At 74.2% G+C, this 18,194-nt stretch carries 17 protein-coding genes; 11 read left to right on the forward strand and 6 right to left on the reverse strand.

Translation table 11 applies throughout. From position 1 onward, the window contains the following. The first annotated feature begins 16 nt into the window (after positions 1 to 16). The 3 genes from ACZ7BZ_RS06760 to fahA are packed head-to-tail and all read left to right on the forward strand — an operon-like array spanning position 17 to position 3,311. Positions 17 to 1,219, forward strand: coding sequence for a cupin domain-containing protein (locus tag ACZ7BZ_RS06760; protein ID WP_470357422.1), 1,203 nt, complete (start codon positions 17 to 19; stop codon positions 1,217 to 1,219). A gap of 14 nt (positions 1,220 to 1,233) precedes the next feature. Further along, positions 1,234 to 2,094: a hypothetical protein gene (locus ACZ7BZ_RS06765; protein WP_470357423.1), complete on the forward strand. Its 861-nt coding sequence runs from the start codon at positions 1,234 to 1,236 to the stop codon at positions 2,092 to 2,094. After that, positions 2,091 to 3,311 (forward strand): fumarylacetoacetase, encoded by a 1,221-nt coding sequence (gene fahA / locus ACZ7BZ_RS06770; protein WP_470357424.1) that lies wholly within the window; start codon positions 2,091 to 2,093, stop codon positions 3,309 to 3,311. Before ACZ7BZ_RS06765 ends, fahA begins: the two co-directional genes overlap by 4 nt. Before the next feature lie 101 nt (positions 3,312 to 3,412). Here the strand turns inward: fahA and ACZ7BZ_RS06775 are convergent, their stop codons facing one another. Continuing rightward, the gene (locus ACZ7BZ_RS06775; protein ID WP_470357425.1) at positions 3,413 to 4,198 is read right to left on the reverse strand and encodes an SDR family oxidoreductase; all 786 of its coding nucleotides are present in this window, start codon (positions 4,196 to 4,198) and stop codon (positions 3,413 to 3,415) included. A 109-nt stretch (positions 4,199 to 4,307) separates the two neighbouring features. Here ACZ7BZ_RS06775 and ACZ7BZ_RS06780 point away from each other — a divergent pair, with 109 nt between their 5' ends. The 4 genes from ACZ7BZ_RS06780 to ACZ7BZ_RS06795 all read left to right on the forward strand — a co-directional run bounded on the left by ACZ7BZ_RS06780 (position 4,308) and on the right by ACZ7BZ_RS06795 (position 8,013). Continuing rightward, entirely contained in the window at positions 4,308 to 4,949 is a 642-nt protein-coding gene (locus tag ACZ7BZ_RS06780) for a TetR/AcrR family transcriptional regulator (protein ID WP_470357426.1), read from the forward strand. 116 nt (positions 4,950 to 5,065) lie between these two features. Further along, positions 5,066 to 6,166, forward strand: coding sequence for an enoyl-CoA hydratase/isomerase family protein (locus ACZ7BZ_RS06785; RefSeq protein ID WP_470357427.1), 1,101 nt, complete (start codon positions 5,066 to 5,068; stop codon positions 6,164 to 6,166). A 99-nt stretch (positions 6,167 to 6,265) separates the two neighbouring features. Further along, positions 6,266 to 6,934, forward strand: a complete 669-nt coding sequence (locus ACZ7BZ_RS06790) for a GntR family transcriptional regulator (RefSeq protein ID WP_470357428.1) — start codon at positions 6,266 to 6,268, stop codon at positions 6,932 to 6,934. Positions 6,935 to 7,227: 293 nt separating this feature from the next. Further along, entirely contained in the window at positions 7,228 to 8,013 is a 786-nt protein-coding gene (locus ACZ7BZ_RS06795; RefSeq protein ID WP_380451128.1) for an enoyl-CoA hydratase, read from the forward strand. 164 nt (positions 8,014 to 8,177) lie between these two features. Here ACZ7BZ_RS06795 and ACZ7BZ_RS06800 read toward each other — a convergent pair whose 3' ends face one another. Beyond that, a complete protein-coding gene (locus ACZ7BZ_RS06800) occupies positions 8,178 to 10,136 on the reverse strand; it encodes an NAD-binding protein (RefSeq protein ID WP_470357429.1) in 1,959 nt (652 codons plus the stop codon). A 152-nt stretch (positions 10,137 to 10,288) separates the two neighbouring features. Here ACZ7BZ_RS06800 and ACZ7BZ_RS06805 point away from each other — a divergent pair, with 152 nt between their 5' ends. Further along, a complete protein-coding gene (locus ACZ7BZ_RS06805) occupies positions 10,289 to 10,888 on the forward strand; it encodes an HdeD family acid-resistance protein (protein ID WP_470357430.1) in 600 nt (199 codons plus the stop codon). 61 nt (positions 10,889 to 10,949) lie between these two features. On the opposite strand, the gene ACZ7BZ_RS06810 is transcribed toward ACZ7BZ_RS06805, so the two are convergent. Beyond that, positions 10,950 to 11,588 carry a DUF6461 domain-containing protein gene (locus tag ACZ7BZ_RS06810; protein WP_470357431.1) on the reverse strand — a complete coding sequence of 213 codons (639 nt, stop codon included), beginning with the start codon at positions 11,586 to 11,588 and terminating at the stop codon, positions 10,950 to 10,952. Positions 11,589 to 11,658: 70 nt separating this feature from the next. Beyond that, the gene (locus ACZ7BZ_RS06815; RefSeq protein ID WP_470357432.1) at positions 11,659 to 13,053 is read right to left on the reverse strand and encodes a CoA transferase; all 1,395 of its coding nucleotides are present in this window, start codon (positions 13,051 to 13,053) and stop codon (positions 11,659 to 11,661) included. 266 nt (positions 13,054 to 13,319) lie between these two features. Here ACZ7BZ_RS06815 and ACZ7BZ_RS06820 point away from each other — a divergent pair, with 266 nt between their 5' ends. After that, positions 13,320 to 14,015 (forward strand): MBL fold metallo-hydrolase, encoded by a 696-nt coding sequence (locus ACZ7BZ_RS06820; protein WP_470357433.1) that lies wholly within the window; start codon positions 13,320 to 13,322, stop codon positions 14,013 to 14,015. Between the two features lie 131 nt (positions 14,016 to 14,146). Here ACZ7BZ_RS06820 and ACZ7BZ_RS06825 read toward each other — a convergent pair whose 3' ends face one another. Then, the gene (locus ACZ7BZ_RS06825; RefSeq protein ID WP_470357434.1) at positions 14,147 to 15,424 is read right to left on the reverse strand and encodes a cytochrome P450; all 1,278 of its coding nucleotides are present in this window, start codon (positions 15,422 to 15,424) and stop codon (positions 14,147 to 14,149) included. 347 nt (positions 15,425 to 15,771) lie between these two features. Between ACZ7BZ_RS06825 and ACZ7BZ_RS06830 the strand changes: the two genes are divergently transcribed. Further along, complete coding sequence (locus tag ACZ7BZ_RS06830) at positions 15,772 to 16,686, forward strand: hypothetical protein (RefSeq protein WP_470357435.1); 915 nt, start codon at positions 15,772 to 15,774, stop codon at positions 16,684 to 16,686. A 314-nt stretch (positions 16,687 to 17,000) separates the two neighbouring features. Here the strand turns inward: ACZ7BZ_RS06830 and ACZ7BZ_RS06835 are convergent, their stop codons facing one another. After that, positions 17,001 to 17,315 carry a zf-HC2 domain-containing protein gene (locus ACZ7BZ_RS06835; protein ID WP_470357436.1) on the reverse strand — a complete coding sequence of 105 codons (315 nt, stop codon included), beginning with the start codon at positions 17,313 to 17,315 and terminating at the stop codon, positions 17,001 to 17,003. A 16-nt stretch (positions 17,316 to 17,331) separates the two neighbouring features. On the opposite strand from ACZ7BZ_RS06835, the gene ACZ7BZ_RS06840 reads away from it, so the two are divergent. Continuing rightward, positions 17,332 to 17,934 (forward strand): sigma-70 family RNA polymerase sigma factor, encoded by a 603-nt coding sequence (locus tag ACZ7BZ_RS06840; protein WP_470357437.1) that lies wholly within the window; start codon positions 17,332 to 17,334, stop codon positions 17,932 to 17,934. Positions 17,935 to 18,194: the final 260 nt, after the last annotated feature.

The raw sequence follows: 18,194 nt of genomic DNA on the forward strand, positions 1-18,194 counted from the left end.
GAGGAGGAGCACGGAGATGGCGTACTACCGGCAGCTGGGCAGCATCCCGCCCAAGCGGCACACCCAGCACCGCACACCCGAAGGCGGGCTGTACTACGAGGAGTTGATGGGCGAGGAGGGGTTCTCCTCCGACTCGTCGCTGCTCTACCACCGGGGCATCCCCTCGGCGGTGGTCGACGCGGCGCCCTGGGAGCTGCCCGACCAGTCCACGGTGCCCAACCATCCCCTGCTCCCCCGCCACCTCAAGCTGCACGAGCTGTTCGCGGACCAGGAGTGGAAGTCCGCGGACGTCGTCGGCAGCCGGCGGCTCGTCCTCGGCAACGGCGACGTGCGCATCTCGTACGTCGCCGCCGGGGCCCCGAGCGAGCTGTACCGCAACGGGCTCGGCGACGAGTGCGTGTACGTGGAGTCCGGCGCGGGCACGGTCGAGACGGTCTTCGGCTCGATCGAGGTCGGCCAGGGCGACTACGTGATCATCCCGCGCGCCACCACCCACCGCTGGGTGCCGTCCGGGAACGAGCCGCTGCGCGCGTACTGCATCGAGGCCAACAGCCACATCACCCCGGTCAAGCGCTACCTCTCCAAGTACGGGCAGCTGCTGGAGCACGCGCCGTACTGCGAGCGGGACTTCCGCGGGCCGGTCGGGCCGCTGGTGGTCGACACCCCCGGGGACGTCGACGTGCTGGTCAAGCACCGTGGCCCGAACGGGGTTTCGGGCACCCGCTACACCGTGCCGCACCACCCGTTCGACGTGGTCGGCTGGGACGGCTGCCTGTACCCGTACGCCTTCAACATCCGGGACTTCGAGCCGATCACCGGGCGGGTCCACCAGCCGCCGCCGGCCCACCAGGTGTTCGAGGGCAACAACTTCGTGATCTGCAACTTCGTTCCCCGCAAGGTGGATTACCACCCGCTGTCGATCCCGGTGCCGTACTACCACGCCAACGTGGACAGCGACGAGGTCATGTTCTACTGCGGCGGCGACTACGCGGCCCGCAAGGGCTCCGGCATCGGCCAGGGCTCCATCTCGCTGCACCCCGGCGGGCACACCCACGGGCCGCAGCCGGGCGCGTACGAGCGCAGCATCGGCGTGGAGTTCTTCGACGAGCTGGCGGTCATGGTGGACACCTTCCGCCCGCTGGAGCTCGGCGAGGGCGGACGGGCCACCGAGGACGCCGACTACGCCTGGACCTGGGCGGGTCGGGGGCCCGGCCGATGAGTGCCGGCTCCCCCGTGTTCCCCTCCGCGGCCCCGTCGCCGATCCCGGAGCTGTTCCGCGGGCTCTTCGACGACGCGGCGGTGTTCCCCCCGGGGAACCTGCCGGTCGCCGAGGCCGTGCCCGCGCACCGCGCCCACCGCACGGCCTGGTACGCCGACGCGGTCGGCCCGTTCCTGTGCGGGGCGGGCCGGTTGGGCGACCTGGCCGCGGCGGTGGCGGGCACCGGGCCGCTCAGGGTCGGGCTGGTACTGCCGGGGGGCAGTCCCGAGCTCGGGCCGGCGCTCACCGCCGCCGCACCCTTCGAGGTCGCGGGCGTCGAGCTCGCCACCCGGGACGTGCAGGAGGCCGTCGCCGAACTGGACCGGCTGCTGCCGGTCGACGTGCCCGCCGCCGTCGAGCTGCCGCGCGAACTCCTGCGCGGGGACGACCTGGACGCCGTGCTGGACGCCCTGCTCGACAGCGCGTACCGGGCGAAGTTCCGCACCGGCGGCGTCGTCGCGGAGGCGTTCCCGGACGAGGACGAGCTGGCCGCCTTCCTCACCGGCTGCGCCCGGCGCGGCCTGCCGTACAAGTGCACGGCGGGCCTGCACAACGCCGTCCGGCACACCGACCCGGAGACCGGGTTCGAGCACCACGGCTTCCTCAACGTCCTGCTGGCCGCCCAGGAGACGGACCGCGCCGCGGCCGCCGAGGTGCTGGCCGAGCGCGACGGCGCGGTGCTGGCCAAGGCCGTCCACGCCCTGAGCGGGCACCAGGTTACGGTGATCCGCAACTCGTTCACCGCGTTCGGCACCTGCAGCGTCGCCGAACCCCTGGACGACCTGGCCGCGCTCGGCCTGCTGTCGCCCAGTCCACTCCTCCAGGAGGACCGTTGAGCACCCCCCGCAGCTGGCTGGCCAGCGCCCAGGACTCGCCGTTCGGCGTGCACAACCTGCCGTACGGCGTCTTCACCGCGGCCGACCGGCCCGGGCAGCGCCGGATCGGCGTGCGCGTCGGGGACTTCGTGCTGGACGCCGGAGCCGCCGCCCGGGCCGCCGGAGCCCCGTCGGTTCTGCTGGACGCCGACTCGCTCAACCCGCTGATGGCGGCCGGACGTTCGACCTGGACGCGGGTCCGCGCCGACCTCACCGCCTGGCTGACGGACGAGTCCTTCCGCGAGGCGCTGTCGCCCGCGTTGCTGCCGGCCGACCAGGTCGAACTGCACCTGCCGTTCGAGGTCGCGGACTACGTCGACTTCTACGCCTCCGAGCACCACGCCACCAACCTGGGCCGGATCTTCCGCCCGGGCTCGGAGCCGCTCACACCCAACTGGAAGCACCTGCCGATCGGTTACCACGGGCGAGCGGGCACCGTCGTGGTGTCCGGCACGCCGGTGGTGCGTCCGCACGGACAGCGCAAGGCTCCCGCCGACGCCGCGCCGGCCTTCGGGCCGACCCGCCGGCTGGACATCGAGGCCGAGGTCGGCTTCGTCGTCGGCACGCCGTCCGAGCTGGGCCGGCCGGTCGTGCTGGACGACTTCCGCGAGCACGTGTTCGGCGTCTGCCTGCTCAACGACTGGTCGGCGCGCGACATCCAGGCCTGGGAGTACGTGCCGCTCGGCCCCTTCCTGGGCAAGTCCTTCGCGACCTCGGTCTCGCCGTGGATCGTGCCGCTGGACGCCCTGCAGCACGCCCGGGTCGCCCCGCCGGAGCGCGACGTCGAGCCGCTGGCGTACCTGGACGACCGCGGCGGCGAGCCGTGGGGGTTGGACCTGGCCATGGAGGTCCGGCTGAACGGGCACCTGGTCTCGCGCCCGCCGTTCGCGTCCATGTACTGGACGGCGCAACAGCAGCTGACCCACATGACCGTCAACGGCGCCTCGCTGCGCACCGGCGACCTGTTCGCCTCGGGGACGGTCAGCGGGCCGGAGCCGGACACCCGGGGCGCGCTGATCGAGCTGACCTGGAACGGCGAGGAGCCGCTCAAGCTGCCGGACGGGACGACCCGGACCTTCCTGGAGGACGGCGACGAGGTCGTCATCACGGCGACGGCCCCGGGGCCGAACGGCGCGCTGGTCGGCTTCGGCGAGGTCGCGGGGCGGGTGCGGGGCTGACGGGCGACAGACGTCACGTGACAGCTGACAGCTGACAGCTGACAGCTGACAGCTGACGGATTTCAGATGATGAAATCTGTCAGCTGTCAGCTGTTCGCCGTCTACAGCCCCGCGCCGCCCGTCGCGTCGACGACCCGCCCGGTGACCCAGCGCGCGTCCTCCGAGGCCAGGAAGGCGACGATGTCCGCGATGTCCTCCGGCTGCCCGACCCGGCCGAGCGCGGCGAGCGAGGCCGCATGCGCCTCGGCCGCCGGATTGCCGCGCAGCCAGCCCGCGTTGACGTCGGTGTCCACCACACCGGGCGCGACCGAGTTGACGGTGATGCCGCGCGGGCCGAGCTGCTTGGCGAGGTTGAGCGTGAAGGTGTCGAGCGCGCCCTTGGTCGCGCCGTAGGCGATGATCTCCGGCATCGCGAGCCGGGCCGCCCCGCTGGACACGTTGATGATCCGCCCGCCGTCCCGCAGCCGCTCCAGCCCGTGCTGCACCACGAAGAACGGCGCCCGGACGTTCACCGCGAACACCTCGTCGAAGCCCTCTTCGGTCAGCGTCGCGAGGTCCGAACTGCGCCCGATCCCGGCGTTGTTCACGATGATGTCGACCCCGCCGCCGGGCGCGTGCGCCCCGACCTCCGCGTCGAAGGCCGCCCACAGCGCGGCCGCGTCGCCGTGCCGCCCCAGTTCGGCGCGCAGCGCGAAGGCCCGCCCGCCGTCGGCCCTGATCCCCTCGACCACCTCCCGCGCCGCCGCCTCGTCCCGGGCGTAGCCCACCGCGACGGTGGCGCCGTCCCGCCCGAGCCGGCGGGCGATCGCCCGGCCTATCCCCCTGCTGCCGCCGGTGACCAGCGCCGCCTTGCCGCGAAGCCCGTACCCGCCCGCGCTCGACCCCATGACCGAGTCCCCTCCTGTTGCGCCGAGTTGCATCCCGGAATTTCTTGAGCGATCGCTCAACAAAGAAGCTAGCACACACTTCTTGAGTGACTGCTCTAAAATCCATCCCATGACCGAGGCCGTGACACCCGACAGCACCACCACCGGCCCGGCGCCCCGCGCCCGGCGCGGCCGCCCGCCGGCCTTCGACCGGGAGGAGGCGCTGACGGCGGCCACCCGGCTGTTCTGGGAACGCGGCTACGAGGCGACCTCGGTCACCGACCTCACCACCGCGATGGGCATCCGCCCCGGCAGCCTCTACGCCGCCTTCGGCGACAAGCGCACGCTCTTCGAGGAGGTCGTCCGCCATTACGGGCACTCCCCCGTCGGCGCGTTCGTCGGCGCCGCACTGGCCGAGGAGGCCGGCGCCCGCGCGGCCTTCGCCCGCATCCTGCGCGAGGCCGCCGCGACCTACCCGGACCCGTCCCACCCGGCGGGCTGCCTGGTGATCACCGCCGCCACCAACGTCAGCCCGCAGGACGCCGGGATCCAGGCGCAGCTGCGCGAGCTGCGCAACGCCAACCGGCGGGTCTTCGAGGAGCGGCTGCGCACCGCCCGGCAGGACGGCGAACTGCCGCCCGGGGCCGACCCGGAGGCGCTGGCCGGGTACTTCGCCACGGTCATCCAGGGCATGTCCCAGCAGGCCCGCGACGGCGCCACCGCCGAGGAGCTGGCCCGCACCGCCGAACTCGCCCTGCGCGCCTGGCCGTGACCGCCGGGCCGCCCCGGCCCCGGCGACCGGGAAGGCCTCGTGATCACAACGCCCCACCCGCCCCGGTACCGTGGACGGCGGAAGGCGAGATCACCGAGGGGACGGGAGCGGTTCCGATGGGCGCGGAGACGAGCGCGGCGGCGGAGGTCCAGGCGGTCCTGGCGGTCCTGGACGGCGACGGTGACGGCGGCCTCGGCCGGATCACGCTGAACCGCCCGCGGGCCCTCAACTCGCTGACCCACGGCATGATCACCGCGATCCGCACGACCCTGGACGCCTGGGCCGCCGACGGCCGGGTGCGCGCCGTCGTCCTGACCGGCGCCGGGGAGCGCGGCCTGTGCGCGGGCGCGGACCTCCGGGCGATGCACGCCGACGTCACCGCCGGCGGGGCCGGTACCCGCGCCTTCTTCCGCGACGAGTACCGGCTGAACGCCCTGATCGCCCGCTACCCGAAGCCGTTCATCGCCGTGCTGGACGGCATCACCATGGGCGGCGGCATCGGCCTGTCCGCCCACGCCGCTGTGCGGATCGTCACCGAGCGCTCCGTGATCGCGATGCCGGAGACCCGGATCGGACTCGTCCCGGACGTCGGCGGCAGCCTCCTGCTCGCCCGCGCCCCGGGCGAGTTGGGTACCCACCTCGGTCTGACCTCCGCCTCGATGGGCCCCGGCGACGCGCTGCTGTGCGGCTTCGCGGACCACTTCGTCCCGTCCGCGCGGCTGCCCGAGCTGTTCGACGCCCTCGCCGAGAGTGCCGACCCGGCCGCGACCGTCGCCGCCCACGCCGAGCCCGCACCGCCCACCGGATCCGCAGCCTCGACTGCCGCCGGGCTCGCCGGGCAGCGCGACTGGATCGACGCCTGCTACGCGGCCGACACCGTCGAGGAGATCGTCGAGCGCCTGCTCGACTCGGGGGTGCCGGAGGCGAAGGAGTCCGCCGAGCTGATCCTCGGAAACTCCCCCACCGCCGTCAAGGTCACCCTGGCCGCGCTACGCCGGGCCCGTACCCTGCCCTCGCTGGAGGCCGCGCTCGACCAGGAGTACCGCATCTCCTGCGCCGCGCTGGACGGTCCCGACCTGGCCGAGGGCATCCGCGCCCAGGTGATCGACAAGGACCGCGCCCCGCAGTGGTCTCCGCGCACCCTGACCGGGGTGACGGCGGCCGACGTCGCGCGCTTCCTCGCCCCGCGTGAGGACGACGAGCTGGGCTTGGCCTGACCGCGCCCGACCCCCACCGCGCCGACCCCGCCGACTCCCGTGACCCCGACTCCCGTGACCCCGCCGACCCGACCCTGACCCGAGAGCCTGGAGAACGCCATGAGCCACCCGACGCCGGCCGCGACGGCGCCGGCCGGGGACACCGACCCGCTGTCCCGAGTGCCGCTCGGCGAGCAGGTGCGCGGACTGCTGCTGGAGGGCCTGCTGGGCGGCCGCTGGCAGCCCGGGGACCGGATCGTCGAGCGCCGTCTGGCGGCCGAGTTGAACGTCAGCCAGGCGCCGGTGCGCGAGGCGCTGCGCTCGCTGCAAACCCTCGGACTGCTGGACGCCGAACCGAACCGGGGCGTCCGGGTGCGCGAGATCGGCCCGGCGGAGCTGCGCGAGGTCCACCAGGTACGGGCGGCTCTGGAGCGGCCGGCCGCCGAGACGGCGGTGGTCCGACTGGCCGGGGACACCCGGGCGTTGGAACGGCACGCCGAGCTGACGGCGGCGGCCGCCGCGGCCGGTGACACCCTCGGGCAGGCCCGGCACGGGGTGGCCTTCCACCGGGAGATCGTCTCGGCCTCCGGGAACGGAACGCTGCTGCGGACCTGGGAGGGCCTGGGTGTCGAGGTGTGGACGGTGCTGTCGCTGCACCGGGTCCGGCCGGAGCTGCACGAGAACGCCGCCGACCACCTGCCGTTGATCGAGGCCTTCCGGCGGCAGGATCCGGAGGTCGGGCGGCTGCTCGCGGAGCACGTCCTGGAGTACGCCGACCGCTCCGCCTGAGCGCACCGGTGAATGGGGAACCACCCGTGTCCCAGCTCGACCGGCTTCACGGCCAGCAGCTCCGGCTCGACGTGCCCCGCAGCCGGACACCCGTACGCACGGCGTCCGGTCCCGACCTCCTCGCCGCTCCGCGGACCGGCCACCCGGTCTGGTGACCGGCGTCTCGCATACCAAGACTGGCGCGGGACCGGGCGCGTCGTAGATCGTTGGGTGGTCAGGGCGCGCCCGCGCGGCGCCGCGCAGTGGAATGGCCGAGCAGCGGAACGGCCAAGCAGCGGAATGGGAGTACGGCGATGACCGAGACCGAGGGCTACGAGACGATCCTGGTCGAGCGCAAGGGGCGGGTCGGGCTGATCACGCTCAACCGGCCCAAGGCGCTCAACGCGCTGAACACCCAGCTGATGAACGAGGTGGTGGCCGCCGCCACCGCGTTCGACCGGGACCCGGAGATCGGCTGCCTGGTGATCACCGGCTCGGAGAAGGCCTTCGCGGCCGGCGCCGACATCAAGGAGATGCAGGGCAACCGGTTCCCGGACGTCTACCTGGACGACTGGCTGGGCCCTTGGGACCGCCTCGGCGCGCTGCGCAAGCCCGTGGTCGCGGCGGTGGCCGGGTTCGCGCTGGGCGGCGGCTGCGAGCTGGCGATGATGTGCGACATCCTCATCGCGGCCGACACCGCGAAGTTCGGGCAGCCGGAGATCAAGCTCGGGGTGCTCCCCGGCATCGGCGGCTCCCAGCGCCTCACCCGCGCCATCGGCAAGGCGAAGGCGATGGACCTGTGCCTGACCGGCCGGATGATGGGCGCCGAGGAGGCCGAGCGGGCCGGGCTGGTCGCCCGGATCGTCCCGGCCGACCAGTTGCTCACCGAGGCGCTGGCCACCGCCGAGACCGTCGCCGGGATGTCCACCACAGCGGCGGTGATGCTCAAGGAGAGCGTCAACCGCGCTTTCGAGACGACGCTCGCCGAGGGCGTCCGCTTCGAGCGCCGGCTGTTCCACGCGGTGTTCGCCACGGCGGACCAGAAGGAGGGCATGGCAGCCTTCGCCGAGAAGCGGGCGCCGAAGTTCGAGAACCGCTGACGGTGGCGTTGCGGCCGGCAGTGCGGCCGATGCTGTAGCCGGCGTAGAGACAGCTGACAGCGCACAGATTTCATCATCTGAAATCTGTGCGCTGTCAGCTGTTTGCTGTTACCTGTCAGTTGTTACCTGTCCGCCGGCCGGCGGCAGGCGGCGGCTGCCGACCCTCACCCCTCCTCGACCAGCACCGTGTTCAGCCGCGCCAACCCGATGCGGGTGGCGGCCACCACGATGCGGTCGCCCGGGGCCAGCCGCCGGGTGCGGTCCGCGAAGCCCCAGTGCAGCTGGTTGCTTCGGACGAAGCGGACGGCGATCACCCGGACGCCGCCCGGGTCCTCCAGGTCGTGCCGGTTCAGACCGATCAGCCCGCTGCCGTCCTCCACCGTCAGCTCCGCGATCAGCAGCACGTGCCGGAACACCGAGAGCGTCCCGCGCACCTCGCTGCCCATCAGCGCGGCGGCGAAGGCGGGCGCGGCCAGGTAGGAGACCGAGCGGGAGGCCGCGTTGTCCAGCGTCCTGTAGAAGTGGCCGGCGAAGTTGTCGTCGAACAGCCGGACCACCACCCGGACGTCGGGGTTGCCGTGGCGCGCCTCCAGCGCCGCCTCCAGGTTGGTGGCGTCGTCCCCGCTGACCGCGACCACCGCCCGGCCGTGCTTCAGCCGGGCCCGGCGCAGCTGCTCCTCGAACGGTCCGTCGCCCAGCACCACCGGGATGCCGAGCGCCCGGGCGGCGGCGATGCCGCGGGCCTGCGGGTCCCGCTCCATGCAGACCACCGGCACGCCCATCTCGTGCAGCAGGGTCGCGACCCGGGTGCCGACGTTGCCGAGCCCGACCACGATCACGTGGTCCCGGGTGCCCGCGCTCGGGTTGCGGGGCAGTCCGCGCCGCCCGGAGCCGAGCACCTCGACCGCGATGGCGGTGGCGACCGGCGCGAAGGTGATCCCGCAGATCGTGATCACCACTTGGGCGACCCGCTGCCAGACGCCGCCCGTCCCCGTCCCTGCGGCGATGTCGGCCTGCTGGTCGGGCTGGGCGGCGCCGGCCAGGTCGAGCAGGGAGATGTAGACGGTCCAGCCGAAGTCCCGGCTGAGGTACCAGAGCACACTGAAGGCCATCAGCACCGCGGCGAGCGCGGTGAGCAGCACCAGCCGCATCCGGGCGCTGGTGAAGAAGCGCATGGTGTCGAGCAGCCGCCAGCGCAGTCGGCGCACCCAGTTGATCGGCTCCCGGGGTTCCATCCGGATCGCCTGCAACGCCGCGATCCCGCCGGGCGGCGTCTCCGCTCCGGGCCCGACCTCGGGCCCGACATCGGGCCCGACATCGGTTCCGACCTCGCTTCCGGCTCCGGGCTCGGGTCCGGATTCCGGCCCGGGATCGGTCCCGGGCGCCGGCACCGACACCGACCCCGTCCCCGTCCCCGACACCGGCCCCCGCTCCGGCGTCGCCTCTCGCCGCGCCCCACCCTGCCGGACCGGCCCGTCGTCGCCGAACTCACGGGCGAGCCGGACGAATTCGGCCGAGTCGCCCTCCTGCTCGGGCAGCAGCCGGATCTTGCTGAGGTCCTGCCGGTCGATGTGGTCGGCGACCACGCAGATCCGGTCCGAGGTGATGGCGTCGTCGAAGGCGATGTGCAGGTAACGGCCGCCGATCTCGACCGAGTTGGGCCGTCCGAGCGCGGCGGCCGCGAAGGCCGGGGCGGCGGTGGCCGAACCGGAGAGCGCGGCCCCGTTCCTGAGGAGCCGTTCGATGTTCTCGCCGAGGCGCTGGTTGAACATCCGGAAGACGATCCGGATGTCCGGGTTGTGGCCCTGGGCGCTGAGCGCGGCGTGGATGTTCTCCTGGTCGCTGCCCTCGACCAGGGCGAGGCCCCGGGCGGTGCCGATGGACACCGCACGCAGCGCCTCCTCGGTGATGTTCGGGTACTCGACGACGGCCGCGACGCCGGCGATCTGCTCGATCCGCGGTGCGTGGTCGCGGGTGCGGTCGGTGACCAGGACGACGACCGGGACTTCGTAGTGCTCGACGAGCTCCAGGATCAGCCGGTGGGCCAGTGCGTTGCCCCCACAGACGATGTAGTGCTGGCTGATCGGCTCGACCGGAGGGGTCCCCCACCCTTCAGAAGTCATACCGACGGATGATATCGACGAATAGTGTCCGGAGGATGTCATTCCGGCAGCCGAGCGGCATCGCTCGAACATACGCACCCAGCATGCGGACTGACGACGGCGCACGGAGGCTGGGGCCGTTCTCTGCCCCCGACCCCGAGGAGTACGCCGCCGTGGCCCCTCCGATCATCACCCCCGACGGCACCCCGGTGCAGGGCCCGCTCGGCCTGCTCGCCAAGGCCGCCTGGCAGGTCCTGCTGGCCGCCGGCGTCGCCTCGCTCGCCCTGGGGATCGTCGTCTTCGTCTGGCCCCGGGAGACCCTGCTGGTGGTGGGCGTCCTGTTCGGCCTCTACCTGCTGGTCATCGGCATCGTGCAGTTGGTCGCCGCGTTCGGCACCCACACCACCACCGCGCTGCGGGTGCTGGCCTTCATCAGCGGCGCGATCAGCGTGCTGCTCGGACTGCTCTGCTTCCGCAGCGCCGTGCAGTCGCTGCTGCTGCTCGCACTCTGGATCGGGATCGGCTGGCTGTTCCGCGGTATCACCCAGCTCGCCGCCGCGATCTCCGACCCGCTGATGCCCGCCCGCGGCTGGCAGGCCTTCGCGGGCGTGGCCAACACCCTGGCCGGTGTGCTGCTGATGGTCTGGCCGGTCGGCTCGATCACCGCGCTGACCGTGCTGGCCGGGTGCTGGCTGGTGGTCCTGGGCGTGGTCGAGATCGCGACCGCCATCCAGGTCCGCGGCCGGGCCAAGCAGATCCCGTCCGGGGCCTGACGCGCCGCCGCCCGCTCCGGAGGCCGCCACCGACCGGGTCCCGCGCTACGCGCCACGCCCGCTACGGGCGGGGCGCGTAGCCGAGCCGGAAGGTGGCGGCCTCCAGCCGTGCCGGGTCCAGCCGCACCTCGGTCAGCCGCTCGGCGAGCGCGAACGCGGCCTCGGTGTGCAGGTCGCCGCGCTCGCCGTCCAGCCGGAAACCACAAGCCGTCAGCAGCTCGGGGACGCCGGGGGCGTCGGCGTCCGTACCGTGCCGCTGGGCGGCGAAGAGCGGCTCGAACTGCAGCCGGCAGGCGCCCTGCTCCCACCAGTTGAAGTGGTCCACGGCGTTGGCGTTCCGGAAGTGCGAGACCAGCCGGGTGCCCTCGGCGAGGCGGGCGATGACCTGGGGCAGGCTGCCGAGGTAGCCGTACGGCTCGACCGCGAGCGCCCAGCCGTCGAGTTCGGTGACGGCGACGAGCAGCCGGTCCTCGTCCAGGTCGAACAACTCCTCGGCCTCCTCGTCCTCCCCGTCGTCGAAGGTCTCCCAGGCGGCGACCACCGCTTCCAGCCCGGTCACCGCCCGGCCGGTCAGGGCGTCGAAGCGGTGCAGCAGTTCTTCGGCGGCCGTCCCCTGGACCTGGGTGAGGCAGTAGGCCTCGCCCAGGACGGGGTAGCGCTGTTCGAACCAGGTGTAGTCGGTGGCGTGTGCGGCGGTCATGCGGCGATGCTGTCAGACCCCACCGACAGCCGGCGCTCCGGCCCCGTGATCGGCCCGCCGCCCCGGCGGCTCAGCGCCAGACCGGCGAATCCGTCCCCCAACGCCCGGGCGGGGTGTCCCAGTCGGTGGGTGCGCCGACGTAGCCGATCGGCGGCAGGGCGTACCGCAGCCGCCCGTACGCCGAGTCGGTCTCGGTGAGCCAGCGCGCCGCCTCGTACCGGTCGGCGTCCCGGTGCGGCGGGTCCGTCGGCTCGGCGGGGATGCCGTGCAGCAGCCAGGAGGCCGTGCCGGCGAAGGAGAAGCGCAGGTGGCGGCCGCCGGGGTGGTGGGTGCGCTGCTCGGTGAGGGCGCGCAGCACGGCGGCGGCGAGGAGGTAGCCGGTGCCGTGGTCGAGGGCCTGGGCGGGCAGCGCACCGGGGCGGCCGTCGGGGCCGGCCTCGTGGGCGGCGATGCCGACGCCGGCCTGGACCAGGCTGTCGAAGCCGCGGCGGCCGGCCCACGGACCGGTCCAGCCCCAGGCGCAGATCTGGGCCAGGATCAGGTCGGGCCGGCGGGCGAACAGCGCTTCGGGGGCCAGCCCGAGGGCGTCGAGCGAGCCGGGGCGATAGGCGTTGACGACGACGTCGGCGGTGTCGAGCAGTCGCTCGAAGGTGGCGCGATCGGCCGGGTCGGCGAGGTCCAGGCGGGTGGAGCGCTTGCCGAAGCCGGTGTCGGTGTGGGCGTCCTCGGCCTCGGGCAGCCGGGGCGAGTCGATCCGCAGCACGTCGGCTCCGAGCAGGGCGAGGGTACGGGTGGCGACCGGTCCGGAGATCACCCGGCTGAGGTCGAGGACCCGGATCCCGGCGGCGGGCCGGTCCGCCGGGGCGGCGGCGAGCGGGCGGACCGACGCGGTGCCGATCTCTCTGCGCTCCACCAAGGGGTGTACGGACGCACGCACCGGCGCGACCGCTACCGCGAGCGCCCCCGCCTCGTACGCGCGCTCTTGCACCTGCTCGCCCGGCAGCTTGCCGAGCGCCTCTGCGAGTTGCTCGGGCCCGGCGTCGGGGGCGAGGTCCAGGACGGCGAGCAACCGGTCGCGGTGGTGCGGGTAGTTGGCGTGGGTGCGGATCCAGCCGTCGGCGGTGCGCCAGAAACCGGAGAGCGGGGCGAAACCGACCGGCTTGCGGCCGTCGATCTCCAGGTGCCGCTCGCTGACGAAGGAGGTGGCGACCGCCCCCTCGTTCACCCGGACCGCGGGGACGGCCCCGCCGCCGCGGTGCGCGGCGAGTTCGGCCGCCGCCAACGAGCAGGCGGCCACGGCGGCCCGGGCGAGCCGGCCCACCGGAAGGCCGGAGGGCAGGCCGTCCCTCGGACCGTGGAAGGACACCCGGTCCAGCAGGTCGGCCGGTCCGCCCAGGGCGGCCCAGACATCGGCGGTGGGGCGGTCGGCGGGCCCGTGCTCGGGCGGTGTCGGGCGATCGGTCATGCCGGGCATTGTGCTCCGCATCCGGCGCGCCCGCCGTGACGCAGGCCACCGCGCACTGCCGCACGCCACCGCGCGTCGCCTCACCCCGCCGCGCGCCGGCAGCGGCCCGCACCCCGCCGACGGCCCGGCCGGGCCGGCCTCCCTTAGCCGCGGGTCGATCTGACTGTCAGTCAGGTGAACGCCCGCCAGGGCGCGGGACCGCCGGATAGGGTGCGAACGGCGGCCGACTCGGCCACCGCACGGGGGCTGAGCCGCAAGGGGGCCGCATGCACACGATCCGCCGTCTCGACCTGGGCTACATCGTCCGGCCGGCCACCGAGGTGGGCGGCCCCGAACCGCGGGTGGAGCCGGTGCTCGCGTACCTGGTCCGGAGCCCGGACGGGCTGCTGCTGTTCGACACCGGGATCGGCGCCGGCTCACCGGAGACCGAGGCCCACTACCGGCCGGTCCGCCGCCCGCTGCCGGAGGCGCTCGCCGCAGCCGGCGTCGCGGTCGCGGACATCGACCTGGTGGTCAACTGCCACCTGCACTTCGACCACTGCGGCGGCAACCCGCTGTTCGCCGGGACGCCGGTCCTGGTCCAGGCCGGCGAACTGGCCGCCGCCCGGCGCGGCGGCCACACCATCGACGGGCTGGTCGACTTCCCCGGCGCGGTGCACCGCGAGCTCGACGGCGAGGTGGAGGTCTGGCCCGGCGTTCGGGTGCTGCCCACCCCCGGGCACACCGCCGGTCACCAGTCCCTGCTGGTCGAGCGGCTGGGCGACTGCACGGTGCTGCTGGCCGGGCAGGCGTACGACTTCGCCTCCGAGTACGGGCAGGCGGTGCTGGCGCGGCAGGCGGCACGGGAGGGAGTCGCGGCGCCGCTGCCCGGTTACCGGCCCTGGCTGGACCAGGTCACGGAGCACGGGCCGCGGCAGGTGATGTTCGCGCACGACCACGCGGTGTGGGAGCTGTCCGTCTAGTGCCGATGGTCCCGGCTGGTCCCGGCTGGTCCTGGCTGGCCCCGGCTGGCCCCGGCTGTTTCCGACCGGTTCCGACTGGCTCCGACGGAACGGCAATGGAAACCGGCAGGGGTGCAGCGGGCCCGGCTGGATCAGAAGGTGAAGCGCAGCGAGCGGACCCGGTGGTCGAAGCTGGACGGGGCGAGCACCGGCTCGCCGACCGACCGCGCGCCGGGCAGCCGGGTGAACAGCTCGCGGAACAGCGCCGTCATCTCCTGCCGGGCCAGGTGCGCGCCGAGGCAGTAGTGCGGTCCGCCCCCGCCGTAGCCGAGATGGGGGTTGGGGGTGCGACTGATGTCGAAGGCCTCCGGGTCGGGGAAGACGGTCTCGTCCCGGTTCGCCGAGCCGTAGTACAGCGCGACCTTCTCCCCCGCCCGCAGCAGCGGGCCGCCCGGGCCGCCCAGCTCGTGGTCGACGGCGACGGTCCGGCGGAACTGGACGATCGGCGTGGAGTGGCGGACGATCTCGTCCACCGCGCCGTCGAGCCGTCCGTCCAGGTCGGCCAGCAGCAGTGCGCGCTGCTCGGGGTGCATGGTCAGCAGGTGCAGCCCGTGGGCGAGCGCGTTGCGGGTGGTCTCGACCCCGGCGACCAGCAGCAGGGAGAAGAAGGCGCCCAGCTCGCGGCCGGTGAGCCGGCGGCCGTCCAGGTCGGCGGTGACCAGGGCGGAGATCAGGTCCTCGGCGGGCCGGCGGCGGCGCTCGCGGCCGATCGCGGCGACGACGCCCTGCATCCGGGCGAGCGCCGCCAGCCCGCGCCCGGGCATCCGGAACCGGCGGCGCAGCGGGCGGGCCACGCCGACGTCCTCGGAGGTGCGGTTGACCAGTTCGAGGATGGTGCGGCGGGGGCGCTCCGGGACGCCCATCATGGTGCAGATCACCTGGAACGGGAGTTCGCCCGCGACCGCGCCGACGAAGTCCTCCGGCCGCTCGCGCTCGACCCCGTCCACCAGGGCGGCGGAGATGCGCCGGACGTCCTCCTCGACCCGGCCGAGCAGGCGCGGAGTGAAGGCCCGGGAGACGATCCGGCGCAGTTGGGCGTGCCGGGGGTCGTCGAGGTTGACCATCGAGTCGCCGAACAGCAGCCGCACCCACCGGGCCGGTTCGGGGATGGTGACGCCGGGGCCGGAGCGGAACACGGCGGGGGTGCGGCTGGCCTCGACCACGTCGGCGTGCCGGACCAGGGCGTGGAAGCCCCGGCCGGTGGCACGGTCGCCGAAGTAGACCGGGGCGGGACGGCGGCGCAGTTCGGCGAAGGCGGCGGCGCGGGCGGGGGCGGGCAGCTGCCAGAATCGCGGGTCGGCGAGGTCGGGGGTGCCTGGCGTCGGGGTGCCGAGCTCGGTCGGGGTACCGGGCTCCGTCGGGGTGTCCATGGCCGTGCCTCCTGTTTCCGGTGCTTACGGTCTCCGGCCGTTCCGGTGTCCGGCCGTTCCGGTGTCCGGCCGTTCCGGTGCCTCCGCTCGGGCGACGTCCAGCGTCTCCGCTCGGAATCGTTCCGAATCGTTCGGACCGGCCCCGATTCGTTCCGGCACGCACGATCCGTGGCCGAATGTGCACTTTTAGTGAGTAGGAGGTGCGTGTGTCAAGCCGGATCGGCCACTGCGTGAAACCGTGCTACAAGCGGCTGATCCGCCGACCTGACGGGCCGGGCATGTTCTCACGGACCGGAACCGGCCATCACCGGAGGGTGCGGTACGGGCGGGCCGTGGCGGGTGCGACGATGAGTGCCATCGTGATGACCGACCGGATCCGCCTGCTGCGCGCCGCGGTCTTCGCCGCGCTGTGCGTGGCGCTGGCCGCCACGGCGCACGTCGCCATGGCCGGGGCCGGAGCCTCCCCGCCGGTACTGCTCGGTGCCTTCGGGGCCGTCCTCGCACTGACCTGGCTGCTGGCCGGGAAGCGGCGCGGGCTCGGGGTGATCAGCGTCTGGATGGTCGCGGCGCAGAGCGCGCTGCACCTGCTGTTCGAACACGCCAGGACGCTCGGCCGCGGCGGCGGTGGCCTCCGGCAACTGGCCGGCACGGACTGGGCCGCGCTGCTGCTCTGCAACCCGGACCGGACCGCCGGCGGGCTCTCCCCCGTCGAGCTGGCGCGGATGGCCGGCATCGACCCGGACGTGCCGCCGGCCGCCGGCCGTCCGCACCCGATGGCCGGGATGCACCACGGGGCGGCGGGGCCGGCCGACGGAACGGCCATGGACGTGGGGCTGCCCGGGATGACCGGCACGTCGCACGTCATGCCGACGGGGGCCGCCCACGGGATGACCGGCGGGATGTCTCCCGGAACGTCCGATGGGATGACCGATCGGATGACCGGCGCAATGGCGCACGGGATGTCCCACGGCATGTCGCCGGGGATGGCCCTCGCCCACCTGCTGGCGGCGCTCGCCTGTGCACTGCTGCTCTGGCGCGGCGATGCCGCGCTGGCCCGGGTCTTCGAGTTGCTCGCCGCGCTCGGGGGCGTCGTCGCGGGGGCGCTGCTGCTCCCGCTGCTGACGCTGGTCGCGCGGCCCTTCGGGCACCGGCCGCCGGCCGCGCCCCGGTCGGCCGACCGGCCGGCTCGGCTGCCCCGGTCGGTACTGCTCACGCATGCCGTGGTCCGGCGCGGGCCGCCGGCGTTCGCCCCCGCCTGCTGACGCGCCCGACGCGCTCCTCCCCCTGCGGCCGGACTCCGGCCCCCTGCCGGGACCTCGGCGTCGGGCAGGTCGCCCTGCCGCGCCGTCGTGCCCCGCGCCGTCACTCCAGTGCCGTAACGCCCCGCACCGCCGCGCCGACAGGGCTCGGGCCCGGACCCGCGTCCGCCGCCGTCCCCACGGGAGGTGCGGCGCGCCACACGGCCGGCCCATGGACGCCTGCGGTGCCGCCGTGCGCGGAACCGCCCCCCGCCTTCCCACGGGACCTTCCCATGCCTCACTTCGACCGCGCACCGGTTCTCGCCGGCGCCGGCGTCCTACCGCTCCGGTGCCTCCGGCACGTTGCCCGGACCGCCCACACGCGGACCGCCCACTCGCGGACCGCCCAGACCCGGACCGTCCACACGCGGACCGTCCAGACCCAGCCGGGCCGACAGCCCGGCCGCCCACTCCGGTGCGGGCCCCTCGACGGCGGCGGCCCGTACCTGGGCGCGCAGGCGCTCGGCACGGTCCAGCCAGTCCCGGCAGCCGGTGCAGCGCGCCAGGTGCTTGTCCAGCCGGGCACCGGGCAGGCCACTCGGTTCGCCGTCGAGCCGGGCGGACAGAGCGGTACGGAACTGCGCGCATCTCATACGACCATCGTCCTGCATGGCGATCAGGCCGGGGCCGGCCGGGTCGGCGGCCGCCGTGGATGACGACCAGCTCACCGCGCTCGCGCTGACCGCCCGCTCGGGCCGGGCGGCGGACGTCGAGGCCTTCGTCCGGGCGACCCAACGGGACGTCTGGCGCTTCGTCGCCCACCTCACCGACGTCCAGTCCGCGGACGACCTCGCCCAGGAGACCTTCCTGCGGGCGCTGCGCGGCCTGCCCGCCTTCGCCGGCCGCTCCTCGGCTCGCACCTGGCTGCTGTCGATCGCCCGGCGCACCGTGATCGACCGGTACCGGATGGCCGCCGCCCGGCCGCGCTGCGCCGCACTGCCGGACTGGCAGGAGGCGGCGGAACGGCAGGGCGGTACCCCGGCGGCCGGGTTCGAGGACGGGATCGCCCTCGGGGACCTGCTCGAACGGGTGCCCGCGCAGCGACGGGAGGCCTTTGTGCTGACCCAGGTGGTCGGCCTGAGCTACGCCGAGGCGGCCCAGGTCGCCGGCTGCCCGGTCGGCACCGTCCGCTCGCGGGTCGCCCGGGCGCGGGAGGAGTTGATAGCGCGCCTGCGGGCGGCCGAGGCCGGGGAGTTCGCAGCAGCCTGCTGAGCGGCGCCCTGCGCCGCCGAGTGGGGGGACGGCGATCGGCGGCGGTGGACGGCGGTGGACGGCGATCGGCGGCGGTGGGCCGGCGAGGCACGCCGGGGCACGCGGACAACTGACGGCGAACAGATTTCAGATGACAGATGACAGATTTCAACTTCTGTCATCCGTTCGCCGTCGGCCGCCCGTCCAGAAAAATCCCCCAAGTGTTCGGAACCGGAGCCCTCCCGCCCCCGACTGCTGTACCGGACACCGCCGCCGAGGCG

It is taken from the genome of Kitasatospora sp. NPDC036934 (assembly GCF_055608425.1).

Excerpts from the sequence above, each read along its gene's own strand:
- ACZ7BZ_RS06810 (WP_470357431.1), bottom strand. The coding sequence starts at position 11,588 with ATGACCGCCGCACACGCCACCGACTACACCTGGTTCGAACAGCGCTAC.
- ACZ7BZ_RS06830 (WP_470357435.1), top strand. The coding sequence starts at position 15,772 with ATGAGTGCCATCGTGATGACCGACCGGATCCGCCTGCTGCGCGCCGCG.
- ACZ7BZ_RS06840 (WP_470357437.1), top strand. The coding sequence starts at position 17,332 with ATGGCGATCAGGCCGGGGCCGGCCGGGTCGGCGGCCGCCGTGGATGAC.
- ACZ7BZ_RS06815 (WP_470357432.1), bottom strand. The coding sequence starts at position 13,053 with ATGACCGATCGCCCGACACCGCCCGAGCACGGGCCCGCCGACCGCCCC.
- ACZ7BZ_RS06785 (WP_470357427.1), top strand. The coding sequence starts at position 5,066 with ATGGGCGCGGAGACGAGCGCGGCGGCGGAGGTCCAGGCGGTCCTGGCG.
- ACZ7BZ_RS06795 (WP_380451128.1), top strand. The coding sequence starts at position 7,228 with ATGACCGAGACCGAGGGCTACGAGACGATCCTGGTCGAGCGCAAGGGG.
- ACZ7BZ_RS06835 (WP_470357436.1), bottom strand. The coding sequence starts at position 17,315 with ATGAGATGCGCGCAGTTCCGTACCGCTCTGTCCGCCCGGCTCGACGGC.
- ACZ7BZ_RS06800 (WP_470357429.1), bottom strand. The coding sequence starts at position 10,136 with ATGACTTCTGAAGGGTGGGGGACCCCTCCGGTCGAGCCGATCAGCCAG.
- ACZ7BZ_RS06775 (WP_470357425.1), bottom strand. The coding sequence starts at position 4,198 with ATGGGGTCGAGCGCGGGCGGGTACGGGCTTCGCGGCAAGGCGGCGCTG.
- ACZ7BZ_RS06790 (WP_470357428.1), top strand. The coding sequence starts at position 6,266 with ATGAGCCACCCGACGCCGGCCGCGACGGCGCCGGCCGGGGACACCGAC.
- ACZ7BZ_RS06780 (WP_470357426.1), top strand. The coding sequence starts at position 4,308 with ATGACCGAGGCCGTGACACCCGACAGCACCACCACCGGCCCGGCGCCC.
- ACZ7BZ_RS06825 (WP_470357434.1), bottom strand. The coding sequence starts at position 15,424 with ATGGACACCCCGACGGAGCCCGGTACCCCGACCGAGCTCGGCACCCCG.
- ACZ7BZ_RS06820 (WP_470357433.1), top strand. The coding sequence starts at position 13,320 with ATGCACACGATCCGCCGTCTCGACCTGGGCTACATCGTCCGGCCGGCC.
- ACZ7BZ_RS06760 (WP_470357422.1), top strand. The coding sequence starts at position 17 with ATGGCGTACTACCGGCAGCTGGGCAGCATCCCGCCCAAGCGGCACACC.